At 50.6% G+C, this 17,787-nt stretch carries 12 protein-coding genes; 7 read left to right on the top strand and 5 right to left on the bottom strand.

Features of this window, described 5'->3' with window-relative positions:
- Window positions 1-30 precede the first annotated feature (30 nt).
- Genes ABIE29_RS09360 through ABIE29_RS09340 form a run of 5 tightly spaced genes read right to left on the bottom strand, consistent with a single transcriptional unit; the run spans window position 31 to window position 6,636 of the window.
- On the bottom strand, window positions 31-909 hold the full coding sequence (locus tag ABIE29_RS09360; RefSeq protein ID WP_202671705.1) for a hypothetical protein: 879 nt from the start codon (window positions 907-909) through the stop codon (window positions 31-33).
- A gap of 11 nt (window positions 910-920) precedes the next feature.
- Window positions 921-2,573, bottom strand: a complete 1,653-nt coding sequence (locus tag ABIE29_RS09355) for a ferritin-like domain-containing protein (RefSeq protein WP_429618216.1) — start codon at window positions 2,571-2,573, stop codon at window positions 921-923.
- 1 nt (window position 2,574) lies between these two features.
- Window positions 2,575-4,359: a GMC family oxidoreductase gene (locus ABIE29_RS09350; RefSeq protein WP_429618215.1), complete on the bottom strand. Its 1,785-nt coding sequence runs from the start codon at window positions 4,357-4,359 to the stop codon at window positions 2,575-2,577.
- Entirely contained in the window at window positions 4,346-6,181 is a 1,836-nt protein-coding gene (locus ABIE29_RS09345) for a GMC family oxidoreductase (RefSeq protein ID WP_429618213.1), read from the bottom strand. Before ABIE29_RS09345 ends, ABIE29_RS09350 begins: the two co-directional genes overlap by 14 nt.
- Entirely contained in the window at window positions 6,178-6,636 is a 459-nt protein-coding gene (locus ABIE29_RS09340; RefSeq protein ID WP_429618211.1) for a sugar dehydrogenase complex small subunit, read from the bottom strand. Before ABIE29_RS09340 ends, ABIE29_RS09345 begins: the two co-directional genes overlap by 4 nt.
- Before the next feature lie 1,354 nt (window positions 6,637-7,990).
- Between ABIE29_RS09340 and ABIE29_RS09335 the strand changes: the two genes are divergently transcribed.
- The 7 genes from ABIE29_RS09335 to ABIE29_RS09305 all read left to right on the top strand — a co-directional run bounded on the left by ABIE29_RS09335 (window position 7,991) and on the right by ABIE29_RS09305 (window position 17,784).
- On the top strand, window positions 7,991-8,386 hold the full coding sequence (locus tag ABIE29_RS09335) for an avidin/streptavidin family protein (protein ID WP_429618209.1): 396 nt from the start codon (window positions 7,991-7,993) through the stop codon (window positions 8,384-8,386).
- A 593-nt stretch (window positions 8,387-8,979) separates the two neighbouring features.
- Window positions 8,980-9,840, top strand: coding sequence for a UilS family quorum-quenching N-acyl-homoserine lactonase (gene uilS, locus ABIE29_RS09330; RefSeq protein WP_429618208.1), 861 nt, complete (start codon window positions 8,980-8,982; stop codon window positions 9,838-9,840).
- A gap of 888 nt (window positions 9,841-10,728) precedes the next feature.
- Complete coding sequence (locus ABIE29_RS09325; protein ID WP_429618206.1) at window positions 10,729-13,083, top strand: type VI secretion system Vgr family protein; 2,355 nt, start codon at window positions 10,729-10,731, stop codon at window positions 13,081-13,083.
- A 17-nt stretch (window positions 13,084-13,100) separates the two neighbouring features.
- Window positions 13,101-13,490, top strand: coding sequence for a hypothetical protein (locus ABIE29_RS09320; protein WP_429618204.1), 390 nt, complete (start codon window positions 13,101-13,103; stop codon window positions 13,488-13,490).
- A 57-nt stretch (window positions 13,491-13,547) separates the two neighbouring features.
- On the top strand, window positions 13,548-16,097 hold the full coding sequence (locus tag ABIE29_RS09315) for a DUF2169 family type VI secretion system accessory protein (protein ID WP_429618203.1): 2,550 nt from the start codon (window positions 13,548-13,550) through the stop codon (window positions 16,095-16,097).
- The gene (locus ABIE29_RS09310; protein WP_429618201.1) at window positions 16,094-17,164 is read left to right on the top strand and encodes a pentapeptide repeat-containing protein; all 1,071 of its coding nucleotides are present in this window, start codon (window positions 16,094-16,096) and stop codon (window positions 17,162-17,164) included. The genes ABIE29_RS09315 and ABIE29_RS09310 overlap by 4 nt, the downstream gene beginning before the upstream one ends.
- Before the next feature lie 11 nt (window positions 17,165-17,175).
- Window positions 17,176-17,784: a DUF3540 domain-containing protein gene (locus ABIE29_RS09305; RefSeq protein ID WP_429618200.1), complete on the top strand. Its 609-nt coding sequence runs from the start codon at window positions 17,176-17,178 to the stop codon at window positions 17,782-17,784.
- The last annotated feature ends 3 nt before the right edge of the window (window positions 17,785-17,787 follow it).

The following is a 17,787-nucleotide window of genomic DNA, read 5'->3' as shown; positions in this document are numbered from 1 at the left end:
CCCGCCCCAAACCGGCGGCGGGGCAAACGGCTATGGGTAATAGGCGCGGCTTTGAATGGCCGCCGGGGCTGAGTTGAGGGTTTGCACTGCCACAGGGGCGCAACCGCCGATCAACTGCTCCAGATCTTTACGCATGGGGTGGCTGCTGGTACCCAGTACCAGTTTTACCGCCTCAGCGTGGCCGCCATTAAGGAAATAGGTATCCATCGCCTGCAGGATGTTCCAGCGGCAACCGATCAGTTTGTTATCGTGAACGCCGTATTCGGTAATTGGCGAGATGTTGCCCGGGATCGACTTGATGCCCAAAGTGTTGACGATGCAGGTGAATATCGCGGTGTTGGCATCCTTGGGATCGTCCACACGGAAGCCCCAGGTTTCCACCCACTCGGGTTGATAGACCGCAGAGTTGGTCCGCACCGGATTTTGTGAGGCCAAATTGACCTTGAAAGTGGTCTGGAATTTTGGCTCGCCAAACAGCTGCTCACCGGCGGCGATGGCGATAGGGGCATCGCAAGGCACCCAGACGCGATGGTTACCGTACAGCTTGGTTTGATCGCCGTCTTGAATAAATTCCTGATAGCCAATCGGGGCCAACTGGTCTTTACGGTGTTCAGGATAGGCGACAATGTTGAGTTCCAGCTCCTGGGTGATCGCCGCACCGCTGCTGCCCCATTGTTCCGGTGGGGTATTGAGGCCAGAGGCAAACTGTCCGGCGTACAATTGGAAGTTGAAGCTCACCATCGCCTTATCGCCAAACCGTGCCGGGCTAAGCCCGGTTCCCTGCAAATAAGGTTCCACGCGGCTCAACGGCACCAGATAATACACGCCAACGTTGGTCAGTGAGGCGTAGTAGAACGGCATGGTGAACGGCGACGGGATGCTGGGTAAATCATTTTGCTGATTAGACATGTGCGTGGTTCCTACTGTTGTTGGGATTGAGGTTTGGCCGAGTGTGGGCAAGCCGCCGGTACCGGATAAGGCGCGGCTTTCAGCGCCGAAAGAATGTTCAGTGGGTTGAAGTACTGACGCATCAGGGTGATTTGATGCCGTTCATTAAATTGATAGCGGATCGCCCAGTCGTAACGATAGGGTACGCGGCCGCATTTGGTGGTGCCTTGCTCACCACCGTAGGACATTGCCTGATCGCCGCTGAAGAAGGATTTCTCGACGCCCGCGCTGCCAAAATTCACGGTATCACCGAGCAATTTCCAAAAGCGGCTGAATCCTTCGTGGCCGTAAAATACGCCCAGATAGGGGCATTCGCTGGGGCCGGAGATATCCCAGATCACCTCGTCACTCATGCAGGAGAGTGCCAACTGCAGGTTACCGGTGGAATAGGCTTGCTGCAGTTGATCCAGGGTGGCCTCATTACTGGCACTGGCACTGGCACTGGCACTGGCACTGGCATCCACACTGTCGGTTGCGGCTACAGCAGCGGTGGCCGGAGCAGCCATCAACACCTGTTTACCCAGCGGCTGGCGGTTAGCCACGCTGTACTCAAACGTGGGGGCGCAGTGGAATAATTCCTTGCCGGGGAAAGGGTTGGCGGTGATGGCCCTGAAGTCATCCCGCAACGCGCACATCGCCACCACGGCGGCCATCAACTTGTCTGGGGCACCGGTAAATGCGGCCTGCAGATCGCCGAGCAACTGACAGTAACGCTGGTTAAACCGGATGATGGCGTCACGAACCTCTCCGGGTGGATAATCGCTGACCTTGGCGTTGCTGTCGATCAGCACGCTTTTGCCCCACGGCACCGGGAACGGATCGCCGGTAGGGCCACTGGCCACGGTATCGCCTTTTTGATACAGCCGTTCATTGTAGATCTGGCTGAAACGGAAATAGTGGGCCAACTCATCTTCATCCACGACCCAGATATCGTTCTCTGTGCCTTCACCCTGATCGGTAATCAGTTTCATGGCGGCTATCGCGGACTTCAGATCGCTCACTTTCAGTACGTTGCCCCCACCGCCATAGTAGAAAACATCCGGTGGGATCTGGCGCAGTGGATCGCCGCAGAAAATCGCCCGTTCTCCATGGGTTTCCACCGCTGCCCGGAGCCGCGATTCAACGTAAAGATAAAACTCACCGATGGTCATATCGCTGGGGACTTCATTGGCGATGGCGCGCGGGCGGACATCTTTCGGATGCTCGATCACCATGCCCTGGAAGATGCCGTTTTTGGAGAAACCGTACAGATTCACTTCAATATCATCAATATCGTAAGGCAGACGTGCGGGATAACTGGGCAGGAAGTCGGGCGAATCGACCGCTGGCGTACCGCCGATGGCGTTGAGCAGGTTGGCCGTCAGGGTGAAGTGCAGCATCTCTTCAACCACCACCGAACGCAGGGTTTCGATGATGCGCCAGTCCACGTCGTCATCCAGGGTATAGAGCATCGTCAGATACGGGGGAATGGTGGCATGTTCCAGCTGCATGGCGTTCTGCAGCAGATCGCGCAGTTCGGTCAGATCCTGCGCCAGACTTTTTTCGTCGGCAAACTGCACATAGCCGAGTTGGGCAAACGAGGTTTCAGCAAGCTGGAAGGTCTTGGCTTTTGCGGTCATGTTCATATCAATGTTTCCGTCCTAGTATGTGGTCGGCTGTGGCGAAGGTCAGGGCCGTCATGGTGAGCGTGGGATTTGAGGTGCCCAGCGTTGGCATGCTGCCGCAGCCTATAACGTAAAGGTTGGGGTGATCCCAGCTTTGCTGGTGCCGGTTGACGACCGAGTTATCTGGCCGCGTTCCCATCCGGTGGGTGCCTGCCACATGGCCAACGCCCGCCCAGATGTAACCGTTACCTTGCCAGGTGAAATAACCGGGGTTGTCCGACTGATAGTGGGTGAAGTCCTGGATACCCAGTTGGCTGAACAGACTGCTGGCAACTTCGCGGCCAAACGCCATGCCGCCCTGGCTATAGTCGTCCACGTTGTAGTGGATTACAGGCCGGTAATTGCCGAGCGGATCGCGCCAGCGATCGTCGATGGTGACGCGATTGGCGGCATCCGGCAGTTGTTCGGTCATCATGTCCAGGCGGATTTGCCGGGGCATTACCTGCCCAAGCCGCTGGCGTAACGCTTTGCCATACAGTCGCTCGTCATCCACCATATCCAGCGTGGTGTCCACCGGTTCGTTACGTGGCCAACTCCAGCCCCAGTTACCGATCTCCAGCACAAATGCGGCGCGTTCGCGGCGGAATTCGCCCCCCCGGTAGTTCACTAACGTTGACGTCAAACCCGGCCCACGAAATGCCCCTATCGCTTCCGGCGCTAAGCCCCAAGACAAGATGGCAGGGTGATCCATCAGATTGCGCCCCAGCTCGCCGCTGGACTGGCAGGCTTGTGATGCCTGTAATAACACGGCATTTTCGATGGCATTGGCGGCCAGAATAAACAGTTCGCAGTGTAAGGTGATCGGCTCAAAGTCATGGCTTCTGTCGTTCTTCCACACCTTGCAGTCCAACGCGCTGATTTTCCCCGTCTCTGGCGAGATATGCAGACGAGAGGCAACCGCCTGGATCAGCAAATCGGCATCGGTTTCCACCAGGGTTTTTAACGCGTTGTAACGAGCCTGGATCGGGCAGATAGGAATGCAGCTGGAGTTGCCCATACAACGGCGACCCACGGCCGGATTACCCACCGCACCACGCGGGGTATAACCTGCATTGGGCACACTGTTTCTGCCTTGCGGGATAGAGCGGATCTGGGCTTTGTCTGCCGTACCGGGCAATTCGGCCTGCGCCAATCCGGCGATCATCCAGCGATCCAGATAGCTTTGCGGGATTTTTTGCATCGGGTACTGATAGCCCGGCGCAAAATGAATGCCGTGGTATTGCTGATCCTGCACGTCGGCGGAAACCCCAATCTCCAGTTCAGCGCGTTGATAATACGGCAATAACTCTTCATAGCTCAGCGGCCAGTCCACGCCACGGCCAAACAGCGTGGCCATGGCAAAATCCTCAGGCAGCATCCGTGGGCAACTGCCGAACCAGTGCAGTGAAGTGCCACCCAGCCGGCGGGTATAGTTACTTTCAAAGGGATAGGGGCCCATCTGCACGAAATACCCTTTGTGCGAAGGTTTACCGGGCGTGATGGGTTCAACGTCAGTCACTTCCGGCTGTGGGGCGTTGGGCGAGTTGGGATAGGGCGCGTTAGGTGTTTTTGCCACCGCCTGCATAAAGGTTTGCACATGATCCAGGTGCTGGCCAAAGCTGTCGTTGCCCGTCCCGGCTTCGACGATCAGCACCCGGCGGCCAGCGCGGGTCAGTTGCTTGGCCATGATACAACCGGCAAACCCTGAACCTACGATCACCGCATCATAGGGGTGGGAGGTGGCTTGCTGCCAGTCAATCTGCCGCATGATGCCCCCCGTTCAGATCCTGCAGGATGTTGTGCGCAGCCCAACAGGTGAGCGCCGACATGGTTAACGTTGGGTTTGAGGTACCCATGTTGATCATGTTGCCACAGCCTACCAGATAGAGGTTGGGGTGCTCCCAGGTGCGCTGGTCCTTATTCACCACAGAGCTTTCTGGTGAACTGCCCATGCAGTGGGTTCCGGCAAAATGCCCGGCACCGTTAAAGGTGAGGGTTCTGCCGTCTGGGCAGACGAAGGCTCCGGCATCATCTTTTGAGTAGGACGAGTAGTTCTTGATATCGGCCTGGTCGAAGATTTTCATCGACATATCGTAAGCGCTGGCGAAACCGGCTCGGGTATAGGGCGATAAATCGTAGTGAATAACCGGGCGGTAGTTACCCATTATGTCCAGATAATTTGGATCGATGGTGACGCAGTTATCGTACTCCGGTAGCTGTTCCACCAGGATGCCGAAGCGGAATTGACGTGAAACCTGGTCTTTTAGCCTTTCACGTAACTCTTTACCGTGCAGTTGCTCCTTATCTACCAGGGTGATCACATCCTTCGACGGTGCCTGAGCTGGCCACAGCCAACCGTCGTTGCCCATTTCAAACCGATACGGTGCATGGTGTTTGCGGAAGCTGCCACCGCGCAGATCCTCGATGCCGGAGGTTGCCAATGGGCCACGTAGCGGCCACAGCGGCGTTTTGTTGGTAAGCCCCCATGTCAGCAGTTCCGGGTGATCCATCAGATGGCGGCCAACCAGATCGTTACCTTTACAGGCACCGGAGGCCAGTAATAGCACCGCGTTGGCGACAGCGTGGGCAGCGAGTACATAGCGTTTGCCCTTCACCGTATGCAGGCTGTAGGAGTCATCGCCAGGATATCGATAGTGTTTGAACTGAACGCTATTGATCGCCTTACTGTGCGGGTCGATATCCAATTGGAACGCCACGCTCTGCACCACGATATCGAGCTTTTCGTGGTTGGCGGTGTTCAGCGTTTTCAGGGCGTTATATTTGGCCTGAATAGGGCAGATAGGCACGCAACTGGAGTTGCCCATGCAGCGGTGGCCCACTTTGTCGTTGCCTACGGCACCTTTTGGGGTATAGCCCCGGCCCTGATCGTACGCACTATTGGGAACGCTATTGCGTGAGGCAGGCGTTCCGCGCACTTTCAGGGTGTAAGACTTGCCGTCATCTTTCACCTGCATGCCATCGATATGGTTGGCCAGTTGTTTGTCACTCCAACTCATGGGCAGGCCGTGCATTGGGTAGACATAACCAGGAGGGAAGGTGACACCAAGATAGGACTGTTCTTCCACATTGGCAGAGACCCCGAGCTCCAGCTCAGCCTTGCGATACCACGGCTCCAACTCCTGGTAATCGATAGGCCAATCAATACCCACGCCATACAGCGACTTCAGGCGAAAATCCTCTGGTAGCATGCGCAGCGAGGTACCGAGCCAGTGCAGAGTCGTTCCCCCCAGATAGCGGGTGTAGGTTGAACTGAATGGCAACGGCCCTCGCTGGACAAAGTAACCTTGGTCGTTCGGTGTTTTGGTGACCTGGGTTTCCAGCGGTTCGCGGGCATTTGGATTATCAGGGTAGGGAGCATTGGGGATCTTGATAGTGGCGGTATAAAAGGTGTTGAGGTAGTCCAGATAGCCTTGATAATCCGTCCCCACGCCGGTACCAGCTTCGACGATCAGACAGCGTTTACCCGCCTGCGTCAGGGTTTTGGCAACGATGGCACCGGAGATCCCACCGCCCACGATCACCACGTCGTACTCGTTCTTTTCTGCTTGTTCAGGGCTGATGATATTCATAATTTCACCACCGTGGAGGAGGTTACCGGTGGTTCAGACCAGGCACCAAAACCTTGTTGTTTGGCACCCTGCGGATGTGCATGGATCGCATCCCACACCAAGCCCTGTTGATAGCTGTTAGCGCTGGGGATCTGGGTCTCATTCGGGTTGTCTGGCGAATACCACTGGCCCAGGTACCACAATTTGATAATGCTGCTCACCAGCGTAGATAATTTTTCTGAACCCAACAGCTGGGTTTCTACAAAGGACGAGTGCTGTGCAGCATCTGCCGGGAGTTCGCCGTAGGTCGCCAACAGTGTGGCAAAACGTTCTGCCGCGTGGGTTTGTACCCAGTCATAATAAAAGGCGGCCTGGCCAGTCCCGAGTAACTCAAAACGGTCAAAACCGGTTAATAAACGGGATAGATCGATAAATTGCTGTAGTGCTGCATCGGATGCAAGTTTTTCATCGCTCATAGGGTGCTGCCTGTATAGGTTTTTATTATGGCGGCAATTGTTATTGCCACCGGGAATAATCAATAAAACAGGTTGTATAAGTTGCTTTATTTATTGCTATGGATTAATAGGGGCGTATTAATCCCTGAGCCTCCAGTAATGTGGATGTTCATGATTTTTTGTTTTTTAGGTGCACCAAAAAGCACGCTATTGTAAAAACAACAACGGTGATTTAACTCATGTTAACCTTTTGTATTGGAACGAATAGTGTGTGCCGCACGCAAGCGAGACCACCGGTGGTGGCGAACAGTCGCGTGAGGTTCACAATGTTTACTTCCCGGGCTAATTATATTGGCGGTGAACATTGCCATGCTAAATAAAATGAAATACACAGAGCGTGCCAGCATTGCGCAGGCGCGTGGTATCTCATTAAAATAAATGCTCGCTCAGAATATTACGGTAAAGTACGTGGTTAAGTTTTTTATTTCACTTAATCCACCACATTCTGCAGAGTGTAATAAATATGGTATGTGAGACCATATTCCGCAAGCTTAAGCATTAATAAAGTATTTAATGATATATAATTCACCTGATAGCGAGATGTTTTGCTGTTATAGGATTCATCCTGGCATAAAATGCTAATTATTAACATTTGACTCCTATGGATAGAAAGATAATTCTTCACGTGCTTACTATAACACCGCGATCTAAAGAGGTTGTGCAGCGAAGGTGACCACGACATCGCCTTGCTTGGCAGCGGCCGCTATTCGATAATGAAAAATCCGGACTGGTGTTGATAGGGTACGGCATCGCAGGGACGCAATGCCACTTATGCGTCATCACAGGCATACATTTTGGTGAAATCTGCATGGGTTGTGTAGCCATATCATTTCAGATTTCGCGTAGCGCGATCAAAAACAGTAGGGGGTTTTGACCTGTTGATGAGGTAAACATGGTTCGACCGAACGGATCATTGAGTCTCAATACTGCCAAGCCAGCCTGTTTTATTGACCACTTTAGTCCAATGGAGTGACCCCGATTCTATAGCAAGTCCCTGTCCTCACTGAGAGGGCCTTTTCAAAGACCTCAGGACTGACGCCACCGACCTTTACTGTTCCGTTATCCCCCCCCACATTACGCCACTTTGAACTACACTTTGAGCATTGGGCGTGGTTGAGAACCGCCGACCCAAAGTAGGTCGTCAGGCAAGCGTTTCCTGTGGCCATGTCACGCCCATGGGGCATGATGTATATGGCCATCCAGTGAAAAATGGTGGTGGGGTTCATGTCAGAATGCCACAGAATTTTTACGATCGGTTAATCGCACAGCTAAGTTAACTAATTTTCAACATCATATAACTCGTAAGGAACATGGCATGCTAAATAATTTTTTAGTAGAAAAGAAACTTATTACAACTGCTGCACCTGGAGTCAATTTTGATGGGAAATGGAGAAATGAATTGAATTCAGAAATGGAGCTAAAAATTAATGCCAATGGAGCTGTTTCTGGGAAATACAAAACTGGCGTAGGAGCACCAGGTAAAACCGAAGAATTTGAGTTAACTGGTTTTACTAGTGGTGATCTTCTGTCATTTACCGTTAATTTTGGTAATTACGGCTCACTTACAAGTTGGGCCGGACAACTCACGACAGAAGGTGGTGTTGAGGTAATTAAGACCATGTGGCTTCTTGCCCGTAACATCAAAGACGCCGACGAACCCGAAAGTATTTGGGGAGCCATTCTCACTGGATATGACAACTTCAAGCGTTAGTTTAAGATGGAATGCAAATGCTGGGCCCGCAATCAATCAGCATTCTTCACCTTTACGGTGGCTTACTGGATTGAAATGGGCTTGTTTCAGGATAGCTAAAAAGACCCGGACTCATCCTCCGGGTTTTCATATCTGGTTATTCCCAAATTACGACCCTGAGCTTTTCTGTGGCAAAGTTTGCTGTAGTTGTCGCGTACCAACGTCATCGGTGAGGTTCTTTGTCTGACATGCTCACCAACATGCGTTGAGTCCCTTGGGATTGCGTTCAGTTTAGCTTATCCTAAGGTGTCCCAGGTCCTGCAAAGCTGGTTTTTGCTTTTGACAACCTTAGAAGCGATTAAACATTAACGGCATAACCATGACCATAAAACCTCAGATTTCACGTACCGCCATCATGGTGCGCATAATGTATATTATGTTAAATTGAATGTAGCGTGAACTCCCAGACATCAGACTAGAACTGGTACTTCCCCCCTCTAGTGAATACAATATCGTGAGACAACGTCTACCACCAAAGCATTAGCCATGCTTTGGTGGGAAAACGGATTAATGCTACTTTTAATGACTAATCGGATAAAAGGACATACATATTGATGGAAACTTCAACACACAAACTTTCTGACGGCATCGTCCTGACGCTTCGCTCTTCCGCTGACGGTACAAAAAAGCCGGTGATCATTTTGTGCCATGGTTTTTGTGGTATCAGAGAAATTCTGCTCCCTGATTTTGCTGAAGCATTTACCCGTGCCGGGTTTTCCACCATCACGTTTGACTATCGGGGTTTCGGGGACAGTGACGGCGAACGCGGACGTCTGGTTCCTGCTATGCAGATTGACGATATTATTTCTGTCGTTAACTGGGCGAGAGAACAGCCTACCCTTGATGCGCAGCGTATTGGCCTATGGGGAACATCATTTGGGGGATGTCACGTATTTGGTGCGGCGGTCAGAGATCCGGGAATAAAATGTATTGTCAGCCAACTGGCATTTGCAGACGGTGAAGAAATCGTCACCGGGAAAATGAATGATGCAGAGAAAGAGGCTTTTCTTTTAACCCTGGACAAGATGGCTGAAAAGCAGAAGAACACCGGTAAAGAAATGTTCGTCGGTGTCAACCGGGTACTGAGTGATGCAGAATCAAAATCATTTTTTGAAGAAAACAGAACACAGTATCCAAAGATGGACATCAAAATCCCGTTTCTTACAGTGAGGGAAACCCTTCTGTACAAACCTGCATTGAATGCCTCACAGGTGACGAGCCCCACCCTGGTCGTTATTGCTGGTCAGGATACGGTCAATCCACCAGAACAGGGACGGGCGTTATTTGACGCTGTAGGTGCCAAAGAAAAAAGGCTATATGAGGAAAGTAGTGCCCGCCATTACGACATTTATACAGGAGAGCACTTCAAGCAGGTTATCGGCATTCAGACTGAATGGTTTAAAACGTACCTGTAATTTTATAGATGACCACTGACGACGGGTTCAACAGAACCCATCGTTATGATAAACGTCAAATCCACTGGGCCTTGGCATCGTTGCGCATTGCCGGTTGTTGGAGTCCCAGTGATTGGATCACTGGCAAAAGCTGTGCAAGATCGTTCAAAACGCCCTCCTCTTTGATCGTACCAGGTGAAATCTGAGAGCTAATGCCTGTCCCAATTTACCCAACAGAATTCGCCAGCGGAAGGTATACGGTACTCACCAACAAGTTGTCAGCTCTTCGACTATCACGATAGGCTTTCATCAAGGTGGCCACATAGGCGCCGGTCATCTGCCCTTTCCTGCTGCTCACCACGCCGTTTGCATACGCATAATCCCCCCATCCAACATAGTCAGAACCTGTGATGCCACCATTGCGGATCACGCTACACCTTGATGAGCATTACCAGCTCAATGGGGTCTTATTAATTTTTTGTCACGACATTCAGATATATCGTCGAAAATATTGCGCCATGAAGTTAATGATGGTCAAAAATTTTATTTATTCACCAAGGCCCATAGCACTTGAATTTTAGCTAATCGAAATAAGGTTCAAAGTGAAATTTTCATTACTGTTTGAGATATATACTAGACAATGCAATGAAATAACTTAAATATACTTAGCAGGGTAATAATAATTAGGATTGCTCCCAAAACAACTACCCGTTAGACTATTTAAACTCGTGGGGCATTACTATTATCAATATGTCTGTGGATGACCCGCTTTAATAATATCAATCGAGCGATCAGGTTTACGGTTGGTTTGATGTAAACGCTGTTGATTTGCTGGTAAAAATGACAACGACCTGAATTTGCAATGCAAATTTCGTGCGGTAGCTATGTCTAAAGAAATGAGAATATTCAATGAACAGAGTCATCTTGGCACATACACCGCTAGCCGGTGATACACTGATGTTTAAGTCATTGGTTGGGAATGAAAAAATATCCGAACCCTATTCGTTTGAAGTTGAATTGCTCAGCACCGTTAACAGTATTAATCTTAGAGAATTATTGGGAAAGTCCTTAACCATAGAACTGCGCTCATCCCCTCTCCCGTCCCGATATTTAAATGGTTATATAACTCGGATGACGCTCGTCGGCAGAGAGCCGAATGGTGAACGCCATTACATTTACCGCGCGACTATCCAACCCGGTCTATGGTATCTGACACAAAACAGGGATTTCCGTATTTGGCAGGAAAAGACCGTCCCTGAGATTATTTCCAGTATCCTTTCAGGCTACCAAATCCAACTGGAGAATAAACTGACCTGGGACTACCGCCAATGGGGCTTTTGTGTCCAGTATCAGGAAAGTGATTTCAACTTCATTAGCAGGCTGATGGAGCATGAAGGGATCTATTACTATTTCCGCCACGAGATGGGTAATCATACTCTAGTACTGGCAGATGCCCCACAAGCTCATGACAAAATTACAGGCTACGAATTTATTCCCTACTTGCTGACAGAGAGAGGGAAAAACAACAATGTCAGTGGTATTCAAAGCTGGAGCGTTTCCGATTCCATCACACCAAGCCTTTACAGTCTGGATGACTACGATTTCCGTAAACCCCGCGCGCGTTTGCTGGAAAGCCGCCAGAACCCTACCTCCTTTGCCGGTGACAAAGCAGAAGTGTTCGACTGGCCAGGGCATTTTACCGATCACGATCATGGGCAATTCTACGTACGTGTTCGCCAACAGGAATTTGAAGCCCAGCACGAAAAAATGACCGGTAATGGTTCGACTCTCGGTATTGCCCCTGGTCACACCTTTACCCTAGCCAATGCCCCACGTGCGGAGGACCAGCGTGAATACCTGGCTGTTGAAGCCCACTACTTCCTGACAGAAAGTAGCTATGCCAGTGGCTCCCAGGAAAGCGGTGAGCACCGTACCGAATTCACCGTCGTGCCTAGTAGCGTAAACTGGCGCCCTTCCCGCACGACGCCCTGGCCAAAAACGCATGGCCCACAAACCGCAGAGGTTGTTGGACCTGAAGGCCAGCCTATCTGGACGGATAAATATGGCCGGGTAAAAGTAAAATTCCGCTGGGATCGACATGGTAAAGGTGACGATAGCGGTTCCTGCTGGGTACGTGTTTCCAGTTCCTGGGCCGGATGGAAATACGGTGGCGTACAGATCCCCCGGGTAGGTGAAGAAGTAGTGGTGGATTTTATCAACGGCGATCCTGACCGCCCATTGATCACTGGCCGCGTCTACAACGAAGACAGCATGCCGCCTTGGGATCTCCCCAACGATGCCAGCAAAATGGGCTTTATGTCGCGTAGCACCAGCGGCAGCTCAGACAATGCCAGCTATCTGTTCTTTGAAGATGCCCCAGGCCGTGAGTCCTTTGATATGCACGCCGAAGACAAGATGAATATCTCTGTTGAGGGCGATCAGAATATTGCTATTGACGGTAATCGAACCACTTTTATCGGTGGCCAGCAGTTAGATACCGTGATGGGCGATGCGGAGTTTCAGTATAAATCGCAACGCGATGTCACCGTTGAAGGGCTTGAAAAAAACACCTTTAATGATAAGCAGCTGGTTGATATCGCCAGCGGTCGTGAGCTTACTATCAGAAGTGGCGGGGACATTGTTAATATTACCGATGATATTAAAAGAACCTTTAACGGTAATATTACAGAGATCACCAACGGAAACGTTGAGCAGACAATAACCGGAGATGTTACCCAAACAACCACTGGCGAAATAACACAAAAAACAACTGGAGATATCACCAAAACCGTAATTGGAGATATCGATAAAACAATCACTGGTAAAATAACTGAAAAAACCACTGGTGATATAAAAAAGAAAATTACAGGAGATGTAAAAAATAAAATCACAGGTAATGTCGCAGTTGATATTAGCGGTGACTACACGCAGACAGTAAATGGTAATATAGAAATAACATCCCCTACAAACATAACAATAAAAAGTGCCACTAAGGTTATAATTGACTCCCCAGAATTTGAACATAAAGATAAAAAAAAGACTAGCTTTGTAGAAGATGTATTAGAATTTGCTTCAAAGTATATCTCTGCTAATGATTTTAGTGCATCGTTTAAAGGAGTAAGCTACTCCCATAATTTTACGTCCATCAGTCATAACCATATGACATTTGGTCAAACAATAGTCAACGCTCAAAGAGCTGAAGCCGTTCGTATAGATAATGGAAGTTTCCGGTTGGCTATTCAAGCCTTAGTTTCTTTTTTATAGTATAGGAGACTTGGATAATGGATGACCTTACAATTTTTAATTTAATCTCAACACTTGTAATTATTTTAATTGGCTCTTACTTTACTAAGAAGGTTATAAAGAATTCAAAATTACATGAGGAGTGGCTAGCAGTTAATGGCATTAAGGCAACAGCTACGATTCTATCCATGCGGCAGAGTGGGATGTTTATAAACTATAATCCCGTATTGGATTTAAAACTCAGAATAACAAAGCAAGATGATGAGTGTAGTTATATAGTCGAGGCTTATAAAGAAACAGCGCTGCTGATTGCTTTAGACAGTTATAAGGTGGGGGCAACATATAAAATTAGAATTGGTAAAAATGAAAATGATATACAGTTTGAAAGAGATGATAGCGGAAGGCCGATCTCAATCGGAGCAAAATAACATTAGGTTGACCAATAACAAAAGCTAACGCCTTAAACTCATGCAGGACGCAAGAAAATGAAAGTCATTAAACCACTACGGCTCAGTGTGCTTCACCGACCCTATCGCTGGCAGGAAAATAACTATCTTGGAGTCTCCGTACTGGCATTGGCCGATATGGGGAGTGCTCCGCGTCTGCGCCCTGAGCCAGAGCTGTGGCAACTTGCCGAGAGTGAGCTGAAAACCAGCGGCGGTGTTATCGATCTTGCCATTCCCAAAACCTGTGCCGAATTCCTTGCCACCGGCTACGCCTACACCCACCACCAAGAAGAAAAAACTGCCTGTGCGGTGAGGATTGAGGTGGAACAGCGTGAAAAGACTCTGGTTGCCTTTGGTGAGCGCCATTGGGTTAACAACACCCCCTCTTCACCACTCCCTTTTCAGCAAATGCGTCTGGACTGGAGCCGGGCATTTGGTGGATCGGAACACCCCGATAATCCGCATGGGATCGGCGCAAGTCCAGAGACATTTGAAAATACCAAAGTTCATCGCCTGCCCAATATCGAATCCTTGCACGACCGGCTTACGTCTCCGCGCCAAAAACCAGCCCCCGCGAGCTTGGGGGCACTGGATCTGATGTGGCCAAGCCGCTTTTCACGCATCGGTAAAAAGTATGACGCCCACTGGTTACAACATGAGTTTCCCGGCTTCGCCCGTGATATTGACTGGCGCCTGTTTAATGCCGCGCCACAGGATCAGTGGTGGGAACATCTTGACGCACTTCCCCCCGAAGCGCCGTGGCGCATCTGGAATATGCACCCGGAAAAACCCTTGCAAGAAGGCCGCCTCCCCCCTTGGCGCGCTCGTTGTTTTATCAACCGGCAGCGGAGTGATGACGAGGTGTTTGAAGAAATTGCCCTGCGCGCCACCACGGTATGGTTTTTCCCGCATCTGGAACAAATGCTGCTGATCTGGCACGGCAGCGCCCGTATTAACGAAGATGATGCCGCCGACGTATTACAACTGATGCCCGCAATGGAGCGTAATGGGTCACCGCGCTCAGTCAGTCACTACCGTAAAGTGCTGCTCCAACGCATGGACAATGAGAAAGGCGGGCTGTTTACATTTCGTGAAAAGGATCTGCTGCCGGAAAACGCCATTGGCCCCTGGCTGGATACCGAGCTACCGGTGAGTGAAAGCCCAATGCGCAGCAATATGCAAAACCGAGAGCAGCGTCTGCGTGAGGAGCATCGGGAACACTTGGCACAACAGGGGCAGGATATCAACGCTGTCATCCCAGCCTTTGAACCCGTCACCATGCCTGCATTGGAAGACTTGGCTGAGTTCGTCGAAAAAATGGAGCAACAAGCCGAAAAACAACTAACGGAGGCTAAAGCCAAAGTCCGTGAGCATGGGGTCGATCCTGATAAACCCGCAGACTTGACCAATACGACCAATACGCCCAAAGGATCGGAAAGCATGCACCGCATGCTGGATCTGATCCACCGTAATAAACACGGTATGTCAGATAAAAAACTGGCGCAAACCGAACACTCGCTGCATCAAATGTACCTAATGTCAGTACAGGCGCAAAGTCCAGCACCCAAACTGAAAGGCGATATTGCTCAAATTATCCGTAACCGGGCTCAAGTAACGATGAGCCGTGGGGGCGATTTCAGTGGGCTGGACTTCACTGGTGCTGACCTCTCAGGTATGGATCTGCGCGGTGCCAATTTCTCCAAAGCGCTGTTGGAAAGTGCCGATCTCAGCCACTGCCAGTTGGATGGTGCCAATTTCAGTAACGCCATGCTGGCGCGAGCCGATATCACCCAGGCTTCTTTGCGTGATGTGATCCTGGATAATGCTTGCCTGTCACTGGCGCAATGCCGTAATAGTGATTTCACCGGTGCCAGTCTAAAGAGTTTACAGCTACAAGAAACGCTGCTGGAAAACTGCATCTTTGATAACGCCAAGTTGGAAGAGTTACTGCTGTATCAGGCCTATCTCTCCCGCTGCCGTTTCCATCATGCCCGGCTCGAAAACACGTTTTTCCTGGAGTTGGCCACGCCAGCCATGGACTTCTCGCATGCCCAGATGATCAAAGTCGCATTTATCAAATGCACCTTGGAACAGGCCGTCTTTGATCATGCCGTGCTGGAAAGTTGTTCTTGGGTTGACAGCCAGGCAGAAGACATCCGTTTCCAAGGCGCTAGCTTGGTTACTTGCGCTTTTGCAGCACAGACCGTACTCACCGGCGCGGATTTCCGTGATGCTACGCTAACCCAATGTAACCTGCGTTTAATGCCTTTGAGCGGGGCCTCTTTCCATAGCGCAAAACTGGATAACAGCGACCTGAGCGAGGCCAACTGCCAACGTGCCGATATGCGCAAAGTAAACGCCATCGGCAGCCTGTTTATACGCACCGACCTGCGTGGAGCCAGATTGAGTGACGGCAACCTGATGGGGGCGCTGATGCAGAAATGTAACTTTAGCGGTGCTGATTTACGTGGGGCCAACCTGTTTCGAACCGATATGTCGCAATCCACCGTAGATGCCACCACCAAGCTTGATGGTGCCTACACCCAGCGAACCAAAACGCTGCCAAAACGTGACAAGGAGCTGATATGAAGACGCTGACACCCGCAGAATTTCAGAAAAAAATAAAGCAGGGTGAACCGCTGCAGAATGTCTCTCTTGCGGGTCAATCGCTGGCGGGGTTGGATCTCTCCGGGGGGATTATCAGCGAGGCTGATTTCAGTGGTGCAGATTTCAGCGGTGCCAATCTGCAGGAAACCGCATTCAATGAATGCCAACTGACCGCCGCAAGCTTAGTGCATGCCACGTTAAAACAGACGATTTTTAATCAGTGCGAGATGGCCAATAGCCAATTTAATCACACCACCGTCACCGAATGCATTTTTAACCAGTGCCTGCTGGATAACGCCAACTTCAGCCACAGCCAGCATGATAAAACACAGTTTATGCAGGGGTCATTACAGGCTGCTAACTTCAGCCATGCCCATTTGGATCGCGTAACTTTCTACCAGTCGTCACTGGCAATGGCACAGATGGATAATATCAACAGTCTACTGACGACCTTCTTCCGGCTCGACCTGCGCGAAACCGATTTTGCTGCCGGCCAGTTCGATCGGGCCATATTTTTCGAATGCGATCAGCGTGGCAAGGACTATCAGCATCAGTATTTTCAGGGCTGTCAGTTCACGGACAACCAACTGGATGAAGCGAATTTCTCCCATTGTCAGCTTATCCAGTGCAATTTCAAAGGCGCTTCACTGCAACGTGCGCGGCTGCAGGGGGTCAATGCCAGCCAGGCCCTGTTTATCAGTGCCGATCTGACAGATGCTCTCTGCCAACACAGCCAGTTCGACCAGGCTATTTTTGTCTCGGCCTGTCTGGATCGTGCTGATTTCTCTCATTGCAGACTCTTTCAAACGGTATTTCAACAGGTTCGCGCAGCGGACAGCTCATTTAATAGTAGCGATCTGACGTACGCCGACTTTTCTTACGCTGACATCAGGGCTGCCGATCTCCGCCAGGCGCATTTTATGCGTACCCGTTTTCATCGTGCTCATCAGATTGGCGCTCACTTTTCCGATCGTCACGGAATTCTGGAGAACGATCCTGAATTGCTGGCAGCAGAAACCTGGAGCGCGCAACGCCAGAGCCGAATTTAATAAGGAAGACCATGACCAGAGTAATAACCCCCTACACACTCCCTACAGCCCCGCCTCAGCAAGCCGCCGGGCAAGTCGTTAATCTGCTCAATGACGGCACGATGATGGTTGAGAGCGAAGGTCGCGGCTGGCACTGCCGGCGGGCCGCCAGTTGCCTGATGACCCCGGAATTCGGCGATCGCGTACTGATCGCCAGCGTTGACGGGCAGTTCTGGCTACTGGCCGTTCTGGAACGGGCAGAAAGCCAGCATCCGGTCGTGCTCAGCGTCGAGGGCGATTTACAGATTGCCCCACAAGGCAATCTCAGCCTGGCCAGTGAGGCGCTGAACATCACGGCAAAAACCAGTGATTGCCATATTGACGCCATGAGCTACAGCGGTGAGTCCATCACTGCCTGGGTTAGCCTGTCGCGTATCGTGGGCAAACAGTGTGAGTCCGTTTGGCAGGTTGTCACCCAAATCAGCCAACGACTGCTGCGCAAAACCACGCAAATGGAACAGGTACGTGCCGGTCAGTTGGATATGCAGGCTGAGGACTATCTGCGTATGCATGCTCAGCAAACACTGATCACCTCGGATGCCATAACCAAGATCAATTCAGCACAGATCCATATGGAGTAATAC

Source organism: Serratia sp. 2723, assembly GCF_050434425.1.
Taxonomy (GTDB): domain Bacteria; phylum Pseudomonadota; class Gammaproteobacteria; order Enterobacterales; family Enterobacteriaceae; genus Chania.
The sequence above is the reverse complement of the archived record's forward strand: the minus strand, read 5'-3'. Positions and strand labels throughout refer to the sequence as shown.

Bases quoted from the DNA above. Each gene is read 5' to 3' on its own strand.
- ABIE29_RS09360 (WP_202671705.1), bottom strand. From the start codon at position 909: ATGTCTAATCAGCAAAATGATTTACCCAGCATCCCGTCGCCGTTCACC.
- ABIE29_RS09355 (WP_429618216.1), bottom strand. From the start codon at position 2,573: ATGAACATGACCGCAAAAGCCAAGACCTTCCAGCTTGCTGAAACCTCG.
- ABIE29_RS09350 (WP_429618215.1), bottom strand. From the start codon at position 4,359: ATGCGGCAGATTGACTGGCAGCAAGCCACCTCCCACCCCTATGATGCG.
- ABIE29_RS09345 (WP_429618213.1), bottom strand. From the start codon at position 6,181: ATGAATATCATCAGCCCTGAACAAGCAGAAAAGAACGAGTACGACGTG.
- ABIE29_RS09340 (WP_429618211.1), bottom strand. From the start codon at position 6,636: ATGAGCGATGAAAAACTTGCATCCGATGCAGCACTACAGCAATTTATC.
- ABIE29_RS09335 (WP_429618209.1), top strand. From the start codon at position 7,991: ATGCTAAATAATTTTTTAGTAGAAAAGAAACTTATTACAACTGCTGCA.
- uilS (WP_429618208.1), top strand. From the start codon at position 8,980: ATGGAAACTTCAACACACAAACTTTCTGACGGCATCGTCCTGACGCTT.
- ABIE29_RS09325 (WP_429618206.1), top strand. From the start codon at position 10,729: ATGAACAGAGTCATCTTGGCACATACACCGCTAGCCGGTGATACACTG.
- ABIE29_RS09320 (WP_429618204.1), top strand. From the start codon at position 13,101: ATGGATGACCTTACAATTTTTAATTTAATCTCAACACTTGTAATTATT.
- ABIE29_RS09315 (WP_429618203.1), top strand. From the start codon at position 13,548: ATGAAAGTCATTAAACCACTACGGCTCAGTGTGCTTCACCGACCCTAT.
- ABIE29_RS09310 (WP_429618201.1), top strand. From the start codon at position 16,094: ATGAAGACGCTGACACCCGCAGAATTTCAGAAAAAAATAAAGCAGGGT.
- ABIE29_RS09305 (WP_429618200.1), top strand. From the start codon at position 17,176: ATGACCAGAGTAATAACCCCCTACACACTCCCTACAGCCCCGCCTCAG.